Origin of the sequence: Actinomadura keratinilytica (assembly GCF_039539665.1) — a bacterium.
GTDB classification, from domain to species: Bacteria; Actinomycetota; Actinomycetes; order Streptosporangiales; family Streptosporangiaceae; genus Spirillospora; species Spirillospora keratinilytica.
In genome coordinates, this window is the sequence record NZ_BAABDO010000057.1 from 21,632 (window position 1) to 40,496 (window position 18,865).

Sequence of the window (18,865 nt, forward strand, 5' to 3'; positions counted from 1 at the left end):
CCGCGCAGATCGCCCCGCGCGGGGCGCGCGGATCGGCTCGCGTACCCCGTGCGGTTCGGCGAGGCCCCGCGTCGATCGCCCGGCGCGCGGATGGTGGGGTTTCACCCACCCCTTGCGGTGCCCGCAGGTGGAGTTAGGCCCCTGCCGCAGCCGCCCGTGGCCGAACACAATGGGCAGGTCGCGTCACGATAGAAGGGGCAGGCGGTGAACCAGATGTCCGGCGACCGCTTCTGGAAGACTGCACAGCGGGGGCTGCTGTCCTGCCTGCGGGGTCTCATCCAGGCGGTCCTGGCGCCCGCGGTCGGCATCCCGTTGTTCGTCCTGAGCGTGGTTTCCGTCGTGTTGATCCCCGTGGGGGTGGGGTTGCTCCTGGCCCCGCTGGTGCTCAAGGGCGTGCGCCTGTTCGCCGATCTGCAGCGGGTGTGGGCGGCCGAGTGGTCGGGCGTGCCGGTCGCCGGCCCGTACCGGGCCCTGCCCGAAGGCGGGCCGGTGCGGCGGCTGTTCGCCATGCTGGCCGACCCCGCGACGTGGCGCGATCTTTTGTGGACGCTGGTGAACGCGCCCGTCGGGCTGGTGCTGAACCTGCTGCCCGCGGCGATGGTCGTCTACGGGCTGGAGGGCGTCGTCCTGGCGTCGTGGCTGGGGCACTTCGGCTGGTACGGGTGGGGCCCGTTCTGGCCGCTGAGCGACTGGGGCCTGGTCGGCGCCGTCGGATGCGTCGTGCTCGGCGCCCCGCTCGCGCTGGCCGGGCTGCGGTGGGGGCCGCACATCCTCAAGGGGCACGCGCTGTTCGTCCAGTCGCTGCTCGCGCCCACCCGCGGCGCCCTGCAGGAGCGGGTGCGGCGGCTCACCGAGACGCGCGCGCAGACCGTGGACGCCTCGGCCGCCGAGCTGCGCCGCATCGAACGCGACCTGCACGACGGGGCGCAGGCCCGGCTGGTGGCGCTCAGCATGAACATCGGCCTGGCCGAGGAGCTGATGAAGCAGAACCCCGAGGCGGCGCAGGAGCTGCTGGCCGAGGCCCGGGCGGCCAGCGGGCAGGCCCTGACCGAGCTGCGCGACCTGGTGCGCGGCATCCACCCGCCGGTGCTGGCCGAACGCGGCCTGGACGGCGCGGTGCGGGCGCTGGCGCTGTCCCTGCCGCTACCCGTCGACGTGCGGATCGAGGTGCCGGGGCGGGCCGAGGCGCCGGTGGAGTCGGCGGCCTACTTCGCCGTGGCCGAGATGCTGGCCAACGTGGTCAAGCACAGCGGCGCCCAGCGCGCCTGGGTGCAGATCGAGCACGACGGCGACCGGCTGCTGATGATCGTCGGGGACGACGGGACCGGCGGCGCCGACCCGGGACGGGGCAGCGGTATGCGCGGTATCGAGCGGCGCCTGGCCGCCTTCGATGGCACGATGGCCGTGACCAGCCCCCCGGGCGGACCCACCGTAGTGACCATGGAGCTGCCGTGCGCGTTGTCATCGCCGAGGACCTCGCCCTCCTGAGGGACGGCCTGATCAGGCTGTTGGAGGCATTCGGGTTCACGGTGGTCGAGGCGGTCGACAACGGGCCGTCCCTGGTGCGGGCGCTGACCACCCACCGTCCCGACGTCGCGGTGGTGGACGTGCGGCTGCCGCCGACGTTCACCGACGAGGGGCTGAAGGCGGCGCTGGAGGCGCGCCGGCAGATCCCGGGGCTGCCGGTGCTGGTGCTGTCGCAGCACGTGGAGCAGCTGTACGCGCGGGAGCTGCTGTCCGACAGCACCGGCGGCGTCGGCTACCTGCTGAAGGACCGGGTGTCGGACGTCGGCCAGTTCGTCGACGCGGTGCGCCGGGTGGCGGAGGGCGGCACGGCCCTGGACCCGGACGTGGTGGCCCAGCTGCTGACCAAGCGGGCCCGGGAGGAGCCGCTGCAGGCGCTGACGCCGCGCGAACGCGAGGTGCTGGGCCTGATGGCGGAGGGACGGTCGAACGCGGCGATCGCCGCCCGCCTGTTCGTGACGGAGAAGGCGATCAGCAAGCACACCAACAACATCTTCGCCAAGCTCGGCCTGGCGCCGTCGGAGGACGACAACCGCCGCGTGCTGGCCGTCCTGGCCTACCTCGGCGTCTGACCGGCGGCTCCGGCAGGGGTCAGGCGGCCCAGGGCGGGACGATGCGGTCGGTGCCCTCGGGGCCCATCGCGCATCCGTCGCCGACGCCGTCGGGGTTGTAGACGCGGCCGCCCGCCGCCGCGGCCACCACGGCGGCGAAGCCTCCCTCGGTGGTCACCCGGCGGGGCACGTCGGCGGCCATCACCACGGTGTCGCCCGCGGCCGCCTCCAGGACGCGGTCGCCCGGCTCGGTCAACTCCGGGGTACGAGCTGCCGCTGCGCCTCCTGCCGGGCTTCCGCGCGATCGTCGACGAGCTGCACGCGGAGCCAGCCGCCCAGGGGCATCCGGACCTGCGCCCCATGCACGGCTTCGTGTTCCAGGCCATCGGCCCGGACGGCACGACGGCCGCCGAGCTGGGCCGCCGCCTGGGCGTGTCCAAGCAGGCCGCGGGCAAGACGGTCGAGCAGCTGGAACGGCTCGGGTACGTGACGAAAGCCGGAGACCCCGCCGACGCGCGACGCAAGGTCGTCCGGCTCACCGACCGGGGCCTGGACGCGCTGGCGCGCTCGGCGCAGGGCTTCGACCGCATCCGCGAGCGCTGGGAGCGGACGCTCGGGGCCGACCGGCCGGCGGCCGTCGAGGAGAGCCTGCGGACGATGACGCCGGACGGCCACTTCCCGCTCGACGTCCCCGGCTGGTTCTCCAATCTCTGAACCGGGCGCGGCGGACACGCGTACCAGCACACGGCGCACGCACGAAAACCCGCGCCGCGCCAGACACACCCCCGACCGCGACCTCCGACCAGCCGCCCCATGACGCCGACCGACCCCCACCACCGCACCCGAACCACGGGCGAGTGGCGTGGCCCGCCCCTCGCGCACGACCCCGGCAAGGCGCAGCGGACGCGCGGCTGGGCCGCACCACACCGGGGGCGTCGCCCGACCGCACCCTCCAGACAGCCGCGCCCACAGCGCCGCCCCCCTGCACCAAAATTCGACAAGCAGTGCAGACCACGCCCCGCGTGCGCCCCCTCCGAGACGCAAAAGGCTTCCACCCATAGCACGGCGAACGCAGGACGGTGCCGCACCCAAAGCGCGACGGAGGTCGCGTCCCACACGCGCCCCCGGCTGGGCGCAGCGGTGCGCTCCAGGGGTGCAACGGACGCACGGCGGCACCGCGCCGCACCGGACACGCCGCCTGGCCGCGCCCTCCGGGCGGCCGCGCCCACGGTGTCGGCCGGGGCCTGCCGCCGGGCCGAGAGCGCGGCGGGGCCTGGGGGCGTGCGCGGTCTCGGCCTGGCACGGCGGGCGGCGGCCGTACGTCCCCAGGCAGCCGCACAGACCAGCGAGGCGCCGCCGGTCGAGTGGCCGAAAGCCCTTGATGGGGCGGGCGCCCCGGGTTACCATCCGAGCTAATTCTTAGGAAACTTTCCTAAGAGTGGCGCCGAACGGACGCCGTGGCCCCCCGCTGTGACCCGACCACCGTCCACCTCCGCACACCCGCACTCCCGCACACCGCGCCGCACCAAGCGCGCACCCCGGGCACAGCGGCACGGGCCCCGCGCTCCACGGCCGAACGGGGTTACCGACTGGTTTCGGGGGACGAGCGAACGGAGAAGCATGTCCAGATCGGGCGGACGGCGGGCGATCGCCCTCGCCGGCGCACTCACGCTCGCGGCGGCCGGGACCGCGGTCGCCGCACCCGTGGCCGCGACCGCGGCGGCCGCGGTCACCGCGACCTGTACCAAGACCTCCGACTGGGGCACCGGCTTCGAAGGCAAGTGCACCATCACCAACGGGACGGACACGGCGCTCTCCGGCTGGAGGCTGGAGTTCGACCTGCCGTCCGGCACGTCCATCGGGTCCACCTGGGACGCTGCCAAGAGCGTCTCGGGCGGCCACTACACGTTCACCGACGCCGGCTGGAACGCCACCGTCGACCCGGGCGGCACCGCCTCCTTCGGCTTCACCGGCACCGGGTCCGGGTGGATCTCGGGCTGCACGATCAACGGCGGCGCATGCGACGGCAGCGGGCAGCCGGGCGGCGACACCCAGGCCCCGTCCGCACCGAGCAACCTGCGCGCCACCGGCAAGACCTCCACCAGCGTCACGCTGGCGTGGAACGCGGCGACCGACAACGTGGGTGTCACCGCTTACGACGTGTACCGGGGCGACACCAAGGCCGACACCGTCACCGGCACCACCGCCACGGTGTCGGGCCTGTCGCCCAGCACCTCCTACACGTTCACGGTCAGGGCCCGGGACGCGGCCGGCAACACCTCCCCCGCGTCCAACGCCGTCTCGGTCACCACCGACGCCTCCGGCGGCGACGACCCCGGCACGTCCGGCGGCAAGGTGATCGGCTACTTCGCCCAGTGGGGCGTCTACCAGCGCGGCTACCACGTCAAGAACATCGACACCAGCGGGTCGGCCGCCAAGCTCACGCACATCAACTACGCCTTCGGCAACGTGCAGAACGGCCAGTGCACGGTCGGCGACTCCTACGCCGACTACGACCGGTACTACAGCGCCGCCGAGAGCGTCGACGGCGAGGCCGACTCCTGGGACGCCGGCGCGCTGCGCGGCAGCTTCAACCAGCTGCGCAAGCTCAAGAAGAAGTACCCGCACCTGAAGGTGCTGTGGTCGTTCGGCGGCTGGACCTGGTCGAGCGGCTTCGGGCAGGCCGCCGCCAACCCGGCCGCGTTCGCCGACTCCTGCTACAAGCTGGTCGAGGACCCGCGCTGGGCGGACGTGTTCGACGGCATCGACATCGACTGGGAGTACCCGAACGCCTGCGGGCAGACCTGCGACACCAGCGGGCCGGACGCGTTCCGCAACCTGATGGCGGCGCTGCGGCAGCGGTTCGGCTCCGACAACCTGGTCACCGCCGCGATCACCGCGGACGCCTCGTCCGGCGGCAAGATCGACGCGGCCGACTACGCGGGCGCCGCCCAGTACGTCGACTGGTTCCTGCCGATGACCTACGACTTCTTCGGCGCCTGGGACGCCGCGGGCCCGACCGCCCCGCACTCGCCGCTGACCTCCTACGCGGGCATCCCCCGGGAGGGCTTCAACTCCGACGCGGCCATCCAGAAGCTGAAGTCCAAGGGCGTCCCGGCGAGCAAGCTGCTGCTGGGCATCGGGTTCTACGGACGCGGCTGGACGGGCGTCACGCAGAGCGCCCCGGGCGGCTCGGCCACCGGCCCCGCGCCCGGCACCTACGAGCAGGGCATCGAGGACTACAAGGTGCTCAAGAACAGCTGCCCGGCCACCGGCACCGTGGGCGGCACCGCGTACGCCCACTGCGGCAACCAGTGGTGGAGCTACGACACGCCCGCCACGATCGGCGGCAAGATGACCTACGCCAAGAACCAGGGGCTGGCGGGCTCGTTCTTCTGGGAACTGAGCGGCGACACCAGCAACGGCGAGCTCATCACCGCCATCCGCAACGGCCTCGGCTGATACCCGCCCGGGTGACCGCCGGGTGCCCCCGCCGCCGACGGTCATCCAGTGGGGCAGGACCCCTGACGGCTGCGCGATCGGCCGTCAGGGGCCCTTCCATGTGCGGGCCCGCCGCGCCGGTCGCCCACGCGGGCCCGCGGCGGCACCGGACGCGGTCCTCCTCGGTCCGGGGCTCCGCCTCGTTATTCGCCCGGATCACCGTGGAACCGCCAGAGCGCACCGTCGGCGTCGCACCGGGGCGGCGGCTCTGGCCTCGGCGGATTCTCGACCGCGCGTCTGACGGGACCACGACAGGGCGGCGCGGGCGTGCGGTCGCTGCCCGGCGCCGCCCCCGTACACGCCGGGCGCGCCGCCAGGTGGACGACGATCGGATTCCTCTACGGCCCCGTGCATTGCCCAACCTTCCGACTTGTTCAGTCGGTTTTGCGCACGGCTTCGATCTCCAGGCTGATGTCGATCGAGTGGGCCAGCACCACGGCACCGCCGGGAACGGTGCCCTCGTCACCGACCCCGAAGTCGAGCCGGTTGATCTTGCCGGTGGCGGTGAAACCGGCGCGGGCGCCCTTGGACGGGTCCTCCAGGAAGTAGTCGGGGCCGAAGCCGCCCAGCTCCAGGCGCAGCGTCACAAGCTTGGTCACGTCCTTGACGGTCAGCTCGCCGTCCAGCGCGAACGCCTCCCCGTCGGGCCGCAGGCCGGTCGACCGGTAGGTGATCGTCGGATACCGGTCCACCTCGAAGAAGTCGGCGGTGCGCAGGTGGGCGTCGCGGTCGGCGTTGCCGGTGTCCACCGAGGCCGCCTGGATGGTGGCGGTCACCGAGGACGCCAGCGGGTCCGGCGCGGTGACGATGTCGGCGGTGAAGTCGGCGAAGCGCCCGCGGACCTTGGCGACCATCAGGTGCCGGACCGAGAACGACACGCTGGAGTGCACCGGGTCCACGGTCCAGTTCCCGGCGACGTAGCCGGGGATCTCGACAAGGTCGGCCGTCATCGTGTCTCCTTGGGTTCTGGATGGTAAGCGGGTTCCCCTCCATTCCTCACTTACGGAAGGGAACTGATGCCATCCTGCGGAAAGCAGCAGCGGACGCACAAGAAGGCACTTTTTTCTGCCGTGGTCACAGGGAGGGAACCATGGAGGTCAAGCCCGATGTCGGAGCGTGCGACGGTCCGGTCGCGGTCCACGCGCGGGAGATCCTCGGCCGGGTGGGCGACAAGTGGTCGCTGTACGTGATCGCGCACCTGGGGACGGAGACCAAGCGGTTCACCGAGCTCAAGAAGGAGATCGAGGGCATCAGCCAGCGGATGCTCACCGTCACCCTGCGCGGCCTCGAACGCGACGGGCTGGTCTCCCGCACCGTCTACCCGGTGATGCCGCCGCGCGTCGACTACGCCCTCACCCCGCTCGGCCGCACCCTGCTGGACGCCGTCGGCACCCTCGTCACCTGGGTGGAGACCCATTTGGGGGAGGTCATCGAGTCCCGCGCCCGCTACGACGCGCGCGCCCGGGAGGAAGCCGCCCTGGCCGCCCGCTGACCCGGCGGGCCGCCCCTCACGCCGGGAGGGCGGCGTCGCAGAACACGCACACGTAGTAGGCGCCCTTCACCAGGGTGAGCTCCCCGCAGGACGGGCAGCGGCGGAAGACGAACCTCCGTGAACCTCCGTGAACCGCCGGGATGCGGCACGCGCGCCCGGTCGAGCGCGGCGGCCACGGCGGGCCGGCATCCGGCGTCCGGGCAGTAGCCGGTGGACTGGTTGGTGATCCCGGCGGCGGCCCGGCGTCCGCCGCCGTCGGCCGCGAAGGCGATCTCTCCGGCCGCCAGGACGGGGCGGCCGCCCGCGCACGCCACGTGCTCGCTGCGGCGCGGCGCGAGCAGCAGCGTGCCGGCCACGTCCACGACGAAGGCGAACGGCTCATCGCACTCGCCGCGCCGCTCGGCGAGCCGCTCCTCCAGGTCTGCCGGGGAGCGGACGGGCCGTCCCGCCACCCCGTCGACCCGCCGCGCGATCTTCTCCGGCCCGACGTACTCGTACGCCATACCGGCGACCCTACGGAAATCCGGGCCGAACTCCCATTTCCGCGGGGCGTAAAGTCGGAAGGCGAACACGATTGTCAGAGGAACCGGCTAAAACGATCCCATGCCTCACGTTCCACCGATGATCCACTCCGCCACCGCGGCGGGCCCGGCGTACCTGCTGGCCTGGGAGCGGATGCCCGACGGCGCCTGGGGCGCCCGCATCGCCTGGATCGAGATGGAGGGCGAGTCGTGGAAGGGCCGCACCGCCCACGTCACCGCCGACGACATCGCCAAACTGGACGGCCAGGACTATTCCACCGTCCCCCGCCGCAATTCCTGACGCCTACCGCCCCATTGCCTCGCGCCGGTGCGGCCCATTCGGGAGGCCCTCGCGTCCGGAGGCGGTTCGTGGGAACGCCGCGGCCCGCCATGCCGAAGCAACCGGAACGCCGGTCTGTCGTCGAGGCTGCGCCGGTGGCGTCCCCTCGGCGCGGGGACGCCACCGGCCTGGCTGGTCCCGTCACTTGCAGATGGCCGTGTCGACCAGGTCCATCACCTTCTCGACCTTCTTCATGACGTCCTTGGTCATGGCCTCCGCCGACGCCTGCTCGTCGATGACCGCGCTCGGCAGGGCGTTGACCGCCACCGTGACCGCGCGGCCGTCGGCGGTCGCACCGCCGCGCGTCTCGTAGCCGTGGATGTCGCCGCCGTGGCCCCACAGCTTGCCGCAGGACAGGGTGATCTCGTCGAGGCCGAGCCCGAACACGGTGTCGGGCTCCTCGTCCGGCGACTCGACGGTCTTCTGCATCTCCGTCAGCTGAGCGGCGGGCACCAGCTCGCCGCCGACCAGTGCGGCGAAGAAGCGGTTGAGATCACGCGGAGTGGACACCACCATGCCGGCGGCCCCGGCGATCGACGGGTCCATCTCGGTGGCGTTCCGCAGCTTCCCTCCGGGCGGTGCGACATAGCCCTCCATGCGCGGCTTGCGGACGCTCTTGTCTCCGGGCCGGGGCCAGTACGTCTGCCGCAGCCCTAGCCGATTGATCACCCGCTCGGTGACCGCCTCCCCCACCGGCTTCCCGGTGACCTTCGTGACGAGCATTCCCGCGACGATGTAGTTGGTGTTGCTGTACCGGCGCCTCTTGCCGACGGGGAATGCCGCCTTGTGCTTCAACGCGGGCTCGAGCAGCTCCTCCGCCGTGTAGGTCCGACTCGGAACGCCGGCGGTGTCGGAGTCCACGAACTCGGTGTAATCGGGCAGGCCGCTGGTGTGCCCGAGCAGGTTCCGCACGGTGATCTTCTTGCCGTCGTAGTCCGGCCCCTCGACCACACCCGGCAGATAGGTGTCGATCGGCTCGTCCAGCTTCACCTTGCCCTCACCGACCAGCTGCATGACGGTTGCGGCGACGAACGTCTTGGTGTTGCTGCCGATGCGCATGTAGCCGTTCTTGGGGGGAGCGTCGCCCGTCTCGCGGTCGCCGATCCCGGCCGAGTAGTCGCGGATCTTGCCGTCCTTGCCCTTGACGGAGACCATCACGCCGGGGAATCCGGCCTTCACCACCTCCTGCATCGCCTTCAGCACGGCGGTCTCGTTCTCGGCCGTGCCGATCTCGCCTTCGACGTCGGCCGCGTCGCGGACGCCGCAGCCCGTCAGGCCGGCCGCCACGACGGCACCGGTCACCGCCACCGCGGCGATCCGCGGCATCCTCCGGCGGGGCTTGGACGGGGCGTTCGGACGGGCGGGGGGCAGGAAGCGCTCGGACACCGTTTCTCCTCAAAACCACCTGATTGGTGGAGCGGGCGTGTTTTTCGGAACACTTCAAGCATCCGGATCACGTGCGTCCGATTCCATAACGCACACGGGAAGGAACGCAGTGTAGCCAGCGCTACCGCCCCGGTACAGCGACCGCGACGCCCTTCCCCGGACAACACGCACGGCAACGCCAGCTCGGATAACCGCCCAGCACGTGCTCACGCCGTATCCGCACGTCGTACTTCGCCCCGCGGTCTCCGGGCGTCCCGCCGTCGCCACGGCCATGCGGTTGGAAGAGGCCATGAACAGCCCCAAAGACCGCTCCGATCTAGGCCGTGTTTCAAAGTAAGTGGAGCCAGAGAAGAGCCAGGTAGCGGCCAGCGAGCCTGACGTGGCGGGTGTTCACGGCCCGGTGGCGCTCGGGGCGGCCGCGGCCGTACCCGACGGTATCGCTGCTGCCGCCGGGCCTGGTCTCCCGCAGCCGGGATCATGGCGGCGACACCACGGCGACGCCCGCCGCACGTCGAAACACAGCCTAGGAGACGGCGGAGTCCGCGCCCCATCGTCCGGGCACCGCCCCCAGCGGCACGTCCGGTGAGTCGAACCACGGCGCAAAGGACGGGTCATGCCGTCAGCAGCATGGACACCCGCTCCCCCTTGAATCGTCCCGACCACGCGGGAAGCGCCGACGAGCGGGTCAGATGGCTAGAGGACGGCGCCGATGTCGGTGCCCAAAAGGCGGTCCGTCACGGGCCGTCGTCTGCCCAAAAGACAGGCAGCCGGGTGCGCCGCCCGGTGGGGGCGCACCCGGCTGGTGCGGGGCGGCTGTGGTCTACTCGCGGATGCCCATGCCCTCGACCGGCGGGGTGCGGAGGAGCCGGCCGATCGGGATGGTCGTGGACACCAGCGCCAACGCCACCGTGCCGCCCACGATCACGACCCAGCCCGGCGCCGGAACGTACGGGACGGGCTGCCCGGCGATGGCGTTGACGATCGAGGACAGCGTGACCGCCGCGATCGCGACGCCGATCGTGAGCGCCACGCCCAGCAGGGCGGCCTGTTCGGCGTTCGCCATCCGCTTCACCTGGCGGCGGGTCACCCCGACCAGGCGCAGCAGGGACAGCTCCCGGGCCCGGGCCAGCGCGGCCATGATCAGCGTGTTGGCGGCGGCGAGCACCGCGTACCCGACCAGCACGGCGACCAGCATCTTGTTCAGCCACGAGCTGATCGCCAGGTCCTGGGCCAGCTCGCCGGTGAACCGGTCGCCGCTGGTGACGGCGCCCGCCGGGTAGGCGGCCGCCAGCCTCGTCAGGGCCGGGACCACGTCGGCGTTCGGCGCGCTGCGGACCAGCACGTGGTCGTCGAGGCCGGTGGCGGTGTGCCCGGCGAGCGTCGCGTTGCTCAGGGTGACGTCGCCGAAGCCGAGGTTGCGCTCGTAGACGGCGACGACCTTGAGGGTGACGGGCGTGCCGTCCCCGAGCCACAGCTTGGCCTTGCCGCCGATCTTCCACCCGGACGTGTCCGCCTGCGACGAGGACACCGCCACGGTGCCGGGCCCCAGCGCGGCGAGGCTTCCCGACGTCACCTTCAGGTCCATGGTCTGTTCCGCGCCCTGCGGATCGACGCCCTGCGCGACCACCGTCATCGCCTCGTCCATGAACGGCACGATCACCGAGGTGCGGCGCACTCCGGTCGCGGCGAGCACGCCGGGGATCCGGCGGGCCTGCGCGGCCACCGCCGCGGGCAGCCCGGCGCCGCCGACCAGCGCGTGCTGGGCGAGCGTCCCCTCCCGGCTCTGGACCACCGTCTGGCGCTCCAGGTTGTCCTGCAGGAACCAGACGGTGCCGCCGAACCCGACGGAGAGCACCAGCGCCGTCAGCACGGCGACCATGCCGCGCGCGTTCGCCCGCAGGTTCGCGGCGGCCAGGTAGCCGCTGTTGCCGAAGACGGTCCGCAGGACCGGGGCGAGCGCCACCGCGGCGGCCCGGTTGATCCACGGGGCGAGCAGCGCGATCGCCAGCACGAACATGTACAGCATGCCCACCGCGGCGCCCATGGCGGTCTGGCCGCTGGTCAGGCCGGTCAGCCCGGTCAGCGCGACCGCGCAGCCGAGGAGCGCCAGGCCGGAGACGGCCCGGACCCGCCCGCCGAGGGTCGGTTCCACGGCCGCCTCGCCCAGCGCCTCGGTGGGCCGGATGCGGGTGGTGCGCCGGGCGGCGATCCAGGCGGACAGCAGCGCGACGGCGGCCACCGCCGCGGTCGCCGCGGGCGCGGCCAGGATCCCGCCGCTCATGGTGAAGTTCTCCGGGACGAAGCCGCGGGTCACCAGCTCGTCGCCGATCCACAGGCCGGCGAGCAGGCCGATCGGGACGCCCACCGCCGCCGCGAGCAGGCTGAGCATGCCCACCTCGCCGAGGATGAGCAGCCGGACCTGGCCCGGGGTCGCCGCGATCGCCCGCAGCAGGGCGAAGTCGCGGCGGCGGTACCGCACCGACAGGCCGACCGTCGCGGCGACCACGAAACCGATGATCAGCGCGGCGTAGCCGCCGAACGCGCCGCCGGCCTCCAGGGTGAAGCTCTTGGCGGCGACCGCCTCGGGCTGTTCGGCCAGGCCCAGCTCGTCACCGGTGTAGGCGGTCGCCCCCGCGTCGTCCGCGATGCGCTCGACCGCGGCGGTGACGGCCTCCCGGTCGGCGCCCTTCGCGGGGATCACGCCGATGGCGTCGACGCGGCCGGGCCGCGGGGAGAGCCGGGCCGCCTGCGCGTCGGTGAAGAACAGCGCCGCCTGCGGCCCGTGCGCGCCGGACGCCTTGACGACGCCGCTCACCCGGACCTGGTGAACGGTCCCGCCGGTGAGGATCGCCGTGGTGGCGCCGGGACGCAGCCTCCCCGCCGCGGCGAGCCGTTCGTCGACGGCGACCTCGCCCTGGACACGCGGCGCGGTGCCGGACACCACCTTGTACGGCGTGAGCACCGCGCTCCCCCAGCCGTGGCCCGCGACGGGCACGTTCGGCGCGGCCGCCGCCGCGACCGCGATCGTCCGGTCCGGCACGGCGTCCGCCACGCCGGGCACCGCGGCGACCTTGCCGACCAGCGTCTCAGGGAGGCTGCCGCGCTCGGGCAGCGTCACCGTGCTGGTCTCGCGCTCGCCGAACCGCTCCGGCCCCTGCACGGTGAGCTGGTGCCGGGCGATGACGGCGAACGCCGCGCCGTACCGCTGCGGCTCTCCCTTGTACCGCAGCCCGGATTCGACGAGCACCCCGCACACCGTCAGGACCGCGACCCCGGCGGCGAGCGCGAGGAAGGTCGCGACGAAGGTGCCCTTGCGGTGGCGCAGCATCTGTGCGGCGAGTCCGAGCACCGCTCAGCCCTCCCTGCTCGCGACGGGCTGCCGCTGCCGGCGGTCGAGCATCGCCAGCTGCTCGGCGATCCGCTGGACGCCGGGCTGGGGCATGTCCCGCACGATCCGGCCGTCGGCCAGCACCAGGACGCGGTCGGCGTAGGACGCGGCGACCGGGTCGTGCGTCACCATGATCACCGTCTGTCCGAACCGGTCGACCGCCGCCCGCAGCAGGCCCAGCACCTCGGCCGCGGTCTGCGTGTCGAGCGCGCCGGTGGGCTCGTCGCAGAAGATCACCTCGGGCCGGGTGACCAGCGCCCGGGCGATCGCCACCCGCTGCTGCTGCCCGCCGGACAGCTGCGTCGGCCGGTGCCCGAGCCGGTGTCCCAGCCCGACCCGGTCGATCACCTCGGCGACCCACGCCGGGTCCGGGCGGCTGCCCGCCAGCCGGGCCGGCAGCAGGATGTTCTGCTCCACCGTCAGGGCGCCCACCAGGTTGAACGCCTGGAAGATGAAACCGATCCGGTCGCGGCGCAGTTCGGTCAGCCGCTTCTCGGACAGCGTCGACAGATCGGTCGTGCCGATCACGACGCGACCGGAGGTGGGCCGGTCGAGCCCGGCCGCGCAGTGCAGCAGGGTGCTCTTGCCGGAACCGGACGGCCCCATGACCGCCGTCATCGTTCCGCGGGCGAACCGGACGTCGACCTCGGCCAGCGCCGTGACGGGCTGGTCACCTCCGTACGTCTTGCCGACCCGTTCGAGACGGACGACGTCGGCGGCGGGTAGGGGCTCTGACATAGCGGGTACCTTCCGGGAGCCTGTTTCCAACGGCTCTAGACGCTAGAAAGCGCGCGCCGCCCCAACAATGCAGCCAGTTGCCCATAGGAAGTAGTGCAGGCACTACCGCGCGCTCGTTTTCGCCACCGACCGTGATCGCCGTCACGCACAGCTACCGGTCCGATGCCGACACGGCTTGCCGAACGCTTCCCACAGCACCTCGGCCTCCGTCGACGATCGGCTGGCGACTCCACAAGCGGAGCGCGCCCCTGCGCCAGTGCCTCGACCAATTGGGGTGGGCCACCGCGTTATGGAAAACCACCCCCCGCCGTCCGGCGCCGCACCGGGGGAACTTCACGCACATGCAGGCGCGGCGGCGCGCCCAGCGCGGGAAGTCGTTCCGCGTCGCGAACACCAAGAAGGAGATTTGGGACAATCCAGCCACCTGGCCAGATTTCGTACAGCAGGCCGTACCTCCCGTGCCGATTCTCCTGCCGTGGGGGGAACCGCTCCCCTAGAGTCCTCCGGTGGAAGTGGTGGCGGACAGCGCGAAACCGAGTGCTCCCCGAAGGACCGTGCGGCGAATCATCGGCAGGCGTGCACGCGTGGTCTTGGACGCGCTCGAACATCTCGTCAGCGGGCTCAGCACGGCCCTGCCTGCGTTCATCGTCCTGACATGGCTTGTCGCGGTCGCGCTGCTGTGCGCGGCCGGTGTCGGCCTCCTGCTCGCCCCCACCCTCCCCCGGCTCGTCCGCGCCCTGGCCGAGCGAGAGCGCGCCCGGCTGTCCCGGTGGGGCCCCGAGATCCCCGCGATGGGTCCCGCGCCCGCGGGGGTGCGCGCCGCGTTCGCCGATCCGGCCATGCGGCGGGAACTGCGCTGGCTGCTGGTGCACGGCACACTGGGCCTGCTCATCGGAGGCGTCGGGGCGACGCTGGCGGTGCAGGCCGCCCAGGACATCACCTACCCGCTGTGGTGGCGGGTGCTGCCCTACGAAGAGACCATTCCGAACTTCGTGTTCTGGAGCGTGCGCGACGACCTCGACGCCCTCGCGGTCACGTTCCTCGGCCTGGTACTGGCCGCCGTATTCGCGGCCGTCATCCCCGGGATGGCACGGTTGCAGGCGTGGCCGGGGCGGCGGCTGCTGGCACCCGCATCCGACGTCGACCTGTCGCTGCAGGTCGCGCGGCTGTCGGCCACGCGGGCCGCGGCGCTGGACGCGCACGCGCAGGAGCTGCGACGCATCGAGCGGACCCTGCACGACGGGACGCAGAACCGCCTCGTCGCCGTGAACGTCCTGCTGGGCGCGACCCGCCGTGCGCTGGCCCGCGATCCGGCCGCCGCGGAGGCGCTGCTGGAACAGGCCCAGGACGCCGCGGAGACCGCCATGGCCGAGCTCCGCACGGTCCTGCGCGGCATCCTGCCGCCGGTCCTGGCCGAGCGGGGGCTCGCCGAAGCACTCGCCGGGCTCGCGGCGAACTGCGGCGTGCCCTGCCGCACGGACATCGACATCCCCGGGCAGTGCGCCGCCTCCGCCGAGGCCACCGCGTACTTCGTGACCGCCGAGGCGCTGACCAACATCTCCAAGCACAGCCGCGCGCGGAACGCGGCCCTGATCGCACGGCGGCAGGACGACCGGCTGTCGCTGCGCATCGAGGACGACGGGATCGGCGGCGCGGACGCGGGCGGAGGATCGGGCCTGGCCGGCATCCGCAGCCGGATCGAGGCGCACGGCGGCCGGTTCGCCGTGACCAGCCCGCCCGGCGGTCCGACCGTTCTGGAGATGGACCTGCCCTGCGGGCCGTGACCGCCGACGGCCATCTGACCGGGGCGCTCAGCGGCCGCGCCGAGCGACGCGGGCGGGGTCAGGTCACGGCGAGGTGTCGTGATATACGGCGGAATGTCGATGTGGCCGCGGCTTCCTTGCCAGGGTGATGCGGCTCCCGGTGTCGGCGACTTCGGCGGCGGTGGGGCGCGAGGCTTCGGCGAAGCGGCCTTCATGAGGTGGCCCGCCTGGACTGCGCCCGCGGCGGCACCGCCGAGGGCATGCCGCCGCCGGTCTGCGACATGCAGCAGTCCGGTGTCGACCGGCCGCCCGACGGCCGATCACGACCGCGGCGACGGTCTCGACGGGCGCGGCGCGGAGCAGGCGGCGCCGCGACGGCGCCCGGAGCGGCCGCCCCGCAGACGGTGCCGCGGAGCCGCCGCCAGAAGAGCCCCGCCGTCAGCAGCCCCCGAACACCACGTGCCCGAACGCCGGCGTCGCCGGCCCCAACGTCAACGCCACGAACGGAAAGTGCGCAAGGGCGTCGGCGCGGCCGCCGGGAAGGCGGCGGCCGGGCCCAGGGTCGTGGCCGGTGAGGCCGCCCGCGCTCCGCCTTCTCCCTTCCAAGGACTCGGATCCGAGTGAACGAGATCGGCTGAGCCGAACGACAGCCGGGGCACCGGCACGCCACGCCGTTGCGCCGGTGGTGGTGCGTCCGCCGCGCAGGCGCCACCGACACCCGTCACCGAAAAGCCAGCGGTGGTCAGGTGGTCCAGTTGAGGACGGGGGTCATGGAGCGGGCGATGATCGAGGGCGGTGTCATCAGCAGGGCGGTGTCGCGCGCGAAGGCGAGCGACGCGGAAGTGCGGTGCGCCATCTCCCCCAGGCGCCGGGACCGGCGGGCGATCTTCTGCGTGCGGGGCCGCCGGGCGCGGTCGTAGGCGCGCAATGCCTCGGCGACCGGAGCGCCGCCGGTGCGGGCCGGCTCCAGGATGCGGGCGAGCACCACGGCGTCCTCCAGTGCCTGCCCGGCGCCCTGGCCGAGGTTGGGCGTCATGGCGTGGGCGGCGTCGCCCAGGAGCGCGACGCGTCCCGCCACGAACGTGTCCAGGTCGGGCAGTTCGTAGGTGTCGTGCTGGAGCACCGCGTCCGGGTCTGCCGCGTCCAGAAACTCCGGGATGGGGTCGTGCCAGCCGGCGAACCGGCGCCGCAGGCCGCCCAGCCCGACGGCGGTGCCTTGGCGGGCGTTGGCCATGGCGTAGCAGTAGACCCGTCCGTCGGCCAGCGGTGCGTATCCGAAGCGTGCGCCCCGGCCCCAGGTCTCCACGCTGCCTTCGACGGGACGCGCAGTGACGATCATCCGCCAGGTGGTGTAGCCGACGTAGCGGGGCGGGGCCGCGTCCGGCCACACCGAGCGCCGGGTGGCGCTGTGCAGGCCGTCGGCGCCGACCACCACGTCGGCGGTACAGGTGCCGTCGGCATGGATGACGGTGCCGTCCCGCCGCACCTGCCGCACCTGGACGCCGCTTTGCAGCGCATCGGACGGCAGCGCCTGGAGCAGGACGTCGAGCAGGTCGGCGCGGTGCAGGGTGAGCCACGGACCGTGGCGGCGGGTGATCCGGTCCACGTCGTTGCGGATCAGCCAGGGGCCGTCGGACCGCCGGATCCCGACGGGCGCGTCGGCCACGGCGTGCGCGCGGACCCGGTCGCCCAGCCCGAGCGACTCCAGCGCGCGCAGCGCGTTGGGCTGGATCGACAGTCCGGCGCCGACCTCGGTGAACGCGGGGGCCTGTTCCAGGACGCGCACCTGCCAGCCGTTGCGGTGCAGGGCCAGCGCCGCGGCGAGCCCGCCGATTCCTCCGCCGATGATGAGTGCGTGCATGCTGTGTCCTTCCGCTGCGGGGCCGGTGCGGTCAGTGCAGGCCGCGCTTGCCCGGGGTCCAGAACGGCTTGACCTTGATCGAGCGCCGGTTCCAGCCGCGCTCGCGGACGAGGTGGTCGCGGACCATCCGGCAGGTGCGCGCCTCCCCGGCCACGTAGGCGGCGCCGTCGCCGCCGGGCAGGTCCAGGGCGGCCACCGCCGCCACCAACGTCGCGGACGAGGCGGCCGAGGCGCCGTAACGGTGCACGCGCCGCAGCTCGTGCGGGCCGGGCATCGGCATGTCGTGCTCGGCCGAGTCGCTCTCCAGCACCCCGCAGACGCGGGCCGCGGGCTCCAGCGCCCGCAGCATCGGCCCGAACGCGGCACTGGCGGTCTCCTCCCCGACGAACAGGTGGAACGCCGCCGGGCGGACGAACAGGTCGCCCTCCGGCCACCAGAGCGTCACCCGGTCTCCCGCGGCGGCCGCCCGCGCCCATCGCAGGCCGATGCCGTCCCCGTCGTGCAGGTGCACCCGCAGCTCGATCGCCCGCTCCTCGGGCGTCAGCTCCCAGATGGTGTACGTGCGCAGCGTCTCGGACGGGCGCAGCAGCCCCGACACCGACAACGGGTCGTTGATCTGCACCCGCACATGCTGTCCGGGGGTGTAGGTGAAGCCGATCGGCTCGTCCGTCACCAGACGGATCCGCCGCATCGTCGGCGTGACCGAACCGGTGTCGGTGACGGTGCCCTCCAAGCGGTACTTGGCGAACGCGTTCGCCAGCGGATTGCGCGACCTGGTCGCCATCTCAGCTCTCCTTCCGCTCCCGGCGGCGGTGGGCGCGGCGGGACAGGCCCCACCACACGACCGGCACCGAGACGACCACGACTCCGAGCACCGGTCCCGCCACGCCTCAACTCCTTACGACCTCTAGAAGTTTTAGAGTCTCTAAGGAAACATAGAGGCGCTAGCCTGTCAACGTCGCAGCGAACGGCGAGAAGGGGATGGTCATGACCGCGCGACCCGTCCGTCGGCGGGAGAGGCTCCGCCAGGCCACGCTCGCCGAGATCCGGGGGGCGGCGCGCCGGCTGCTGACCACCCAGGGCCCGGCCGCTGTGACGATCAACGCCGTCGCCCGCGAGGTCGGCATGACCGGCCCGGCCCTGTACCACTACTTCGCCTCGCACGACGACCTGGTCGCGGCGGTCTCCGCCGACTTCCTGCACGAGCTGACCGCGGCCATGGAGTCCGCCCGCGACGCCCACGCCGCCGCCTCACCCGCCGAACGGCTGCTGGCCACCTGCCGCGCCATGCGCGAATGGGCCGTCGCCCACCCGGCGGAGTTCCGCTGGATCTTCGCCCTCCCCGTCCCGCCCACCGCCTCCGCCCGGATCCGCCCCGAGTCGCCCCGCAACCAGGCGGCGCACGACTTCGAACTGGTCTTCCTCCAGCAGATCGAGGAGCTGTGGGCCAGCGCCCCCTTCCCCGTCCCCGCGCCTGAGGAGCTGGCCCCGTCCGTACGGGAGCAGTTGGGCGCCTACGCCGCCACCCTGGACTGCGACCTGCCCATCGAGGCCCTGCACGTCGCCATGCACTGCTGGATCCGGCTGTACGGGCTGCTGTGCATGGAGGTCCTCAACCAGCTCGACTTCGTCTACACCGACGTCACCCCGATCTACGAGGAGACCCTCCGCGATCTCGCCGCCGTCCTCGACATCGACTACCTCCCGCCCGCACCGGCTTAGAACTCGTCTCATTTGGTGAGTCAGCGGTGGCAGATGAGAGCGCAGGCAATGGCGGTGAAGGCCAGGAAGTGCTCGGCC

Annotated in this window: 16 protein-coding genes; 8 read left to right on the plus strand and 8 right to left on the minus strand. The window is 72.9% G+C overall.

Annotated features, from left to right (window positions below; all coding sequences use genetic code 11):
* The first annotated feature begins 213 nt into the window (after positions 1–213).
* Entirely contained in the window at positions 214–1,488 is a 1,275-nt protein-coding gene (locus ABD879_RS18590) for a sensor histidine kinase (protein ID WP_345022743.1), read from the plus strand.
* Positions 1,452–2,096, plus strand: a complete 645-nt coding sequence (locus ABD879_RS18595; protein ID WP_345022723.1) for a LuxR C-terminal-related transcriptional regulator — start codon at positions 1,452–1,454, stop codon at positions 2,094–2,096. Before ABD879_RS18590 ends, ABD879_RS18595 begins: the two co-directional genes overlap by 37 nt.
* Positions 2,097–2,115: 19 nt before the next feature.
* Here the strand turns inward: ABD879_RS18595 and ABD879_RS18600 are convergent, their stop codons facing one another.
* Positions 2,116–2,331 (minus strand): hypothetical protein, encoded by a 216-nt coding sequence (locus ABD879_RS18600; protein ID WP_345022724.1) that lies wholly within the window; start codon positions 2,329–2,331, stop codon positions 2,116–2,118.
* A gap of 104 nt (positions 2,332–2,435) precedes the next feature.
* On the opposite strand from ABD879_RS18600, the gene ABD879_RS18605 reads away from it, so the two are divergent.
* Together ABD879_RS18605 and ABD879_RS18610 are read left to right on the plus strand one after the other, a co-directional pair.
* Positions 2,436–2,789 carry a MarR family winged helix-turn-helix transcriptional regulator gene (locus ABD879_RS18605; RefSeq protein ID WP_345022725.1) on the plus strand — a complete coding sequence of 118 codons (354 nt, stop codon included), beginning with the start codon at positions 2,436–2,438 and terminating at the stop codon, positions 2,787–2,789.
* 906 nt (positions 2,790–3,695) lie between these two features.
* A complete protein-coding gene (locus tag ABD879_RS18610) occupies positions 3,696–5,537 on the plus strand; it encodes a glycosyl hydrolase family 18 protein (RefSeq protein WP_345022726.1) in 1,842 nt (613 codons plus the stop codon).
* 413 nt (positions 5,538–5,950) lie between these two features.
* Here ABD879_RS18610 and ABD879_RS18615 read toward each other — a convergent pair whose 3' ends face one another.
* A complete protein-coding gene (locus ABD879_RS18615; protein ID WP_345022727.1) occupies positions 5,951–6,526 on the minus strand; it encodes a YceI family protein in 576 nt (191 codons plus the stop codon).
* A gap of 140 nt (positions 6,527–6,666) precedes the next feature.
* Between ABD879_RS18615 and ABD879_RS18620 the strand changes: the two genes are divergently transcribed.
* Complete coding sequence (locus ABD879_RS18620) at positions 6,667–7,068, plus strand: winged helix-turn-helix transcriptional regulator (protein WP_345022728.1); 402 nt, start codon at positions 6,667–6,669, stop codon at positions 7,066–7,068.
* Here the strand turns inward: ABD879_RS18620 and ABD879_RS18625 are convergent.
* Positions 7,023–7,571 (minus strand): hypothetical protein, encoded by a 549-nt coding sequence (locus ABD879_RS18625; RefSeq protein ID WP_345022730.1) that lies wholly within the window; start codon positions 7,569–7,571, stop codon positions 7,023–7,025. The genes ABD879_RS18620 and ABD879_RS18625 overlap by 46 nt on opposite strands.
* 118 nt (positions 7,572–7,689) lie before the next feature.
* Between ABD879_RS18625 and ABD879_RS18630 the strand changes: the two genes are divergently transcribed.
* The gene (locus tag ABD879_RS18630) at positions 7,690–7,890 is read left to right on the plus strand and encodes a hypothetical protein (RefSeq protein WP_345022731.1); all 201 of its coding nucleotides are present in this window, start codon (positions 7,690–7,692) and stop codon (positions 7,888–7,890) included.
* Positions 7,891–8,070: 180 nt separating this feature from the next.
* On the opposite strand, the gene ABD879_RS18635 is transcribed toward ABD879_RS18630, so the two are convergent.
* From ABD879_RS18635 to ABD879_RS18645, 3 genes are all read right to left on the minus strand, one after another.
* Positions 8,071–9,315, minus strand: coding sequence for a serine hydrolase domain-containing protein (locus tag ABD879_RS18635; protein WP_345022732.1), 1,245 nt, complete (start codon positions 9,313–9,315; stop codon positions 8,071–8,073).
* An 820-nt stretch (positions 9,316–10,135) separates the two neighbouring features.
* A complete protein-coding gene (locus tag ABD879_RS18640) occupies positions 10,136–12,664 on the minus strand; it encodes an FtsX-like permease family protein (RefSeq protein ID WP_345022733.1) in 2,529 nt (842 codons plus the stop codon).
* Between the two features lie 3 nt (positions 12,665–12,667).
* Positions 12,668–13,441, minus strand: a complete 774-nt coding sequence (locus tag ABD879_RS18645) for an ABC transporter ATP-binding protein (protein ID WP_345022734.1) — start codon at positions 13,439–13,441, stop codon at positions 12,668–12,670.
* 584 nt (positions 13,442–14,025) lie between these two features.
* Between ABD879_RS18645 and ABD879_RS18650 the strand changes: the two genes are divergently transcribed.
* A complete protein-coding gene (locus ABD879_RS18650) occupies positions 14,026–15,225 on the plus strand; it encodes a sensor histidine kinase (protein WP_345022735.1) in 1,200 nt (399 codons plus the stop codon).
* Between the two features lie 721 nt (positions 15,226–15,946).
* On the opposite strand, the gene ABD879_RS18655 is transcribed toward ABD879_RS18650, so the two are convergent.
* Complete coding sequence (locus ABD879_RS18655) at positions 15,947–17,065, minus strand: FAD-dependent monooxygenase (protein WP_345022736.1); 1,119 nt, start codon at positions 17,063–17,065, stop codon at positions 15,947–15,949.
* 31 nt (positions 17,066–17,096) lie between these two features.
* Complete coding sequence (locus ABD879_RS18660; RefSeq protein ID WP_345022737.1) at positions 17,097–17,849, minus strand: siderophore-interacting protein; 753 nt, start codon at positions 17,847–17,849, stop codon at positions 17,097–17,099.
* Positions 17,850–18,052: 203 nt separating this feature from the next.
* Between ABD879_RS18660 and ABD879_RS18665 the strand changes: the two genes are divergently transcribed.
* The gene (locus tag ABD879_RS18665) at positions 18,053–18,787 is read left to right on the plus strand and encodes a TetR/AcrR family transcriptional regulator (protein ID WP_345022738.1); all 735 of its coding nucleotides are present in this window, start codon (positions 18,053–18,055) and stop codon (positions 18,785–18,787) included.
* Positions 18,788–18,865 lie beyond the last annotated feature (78 nt).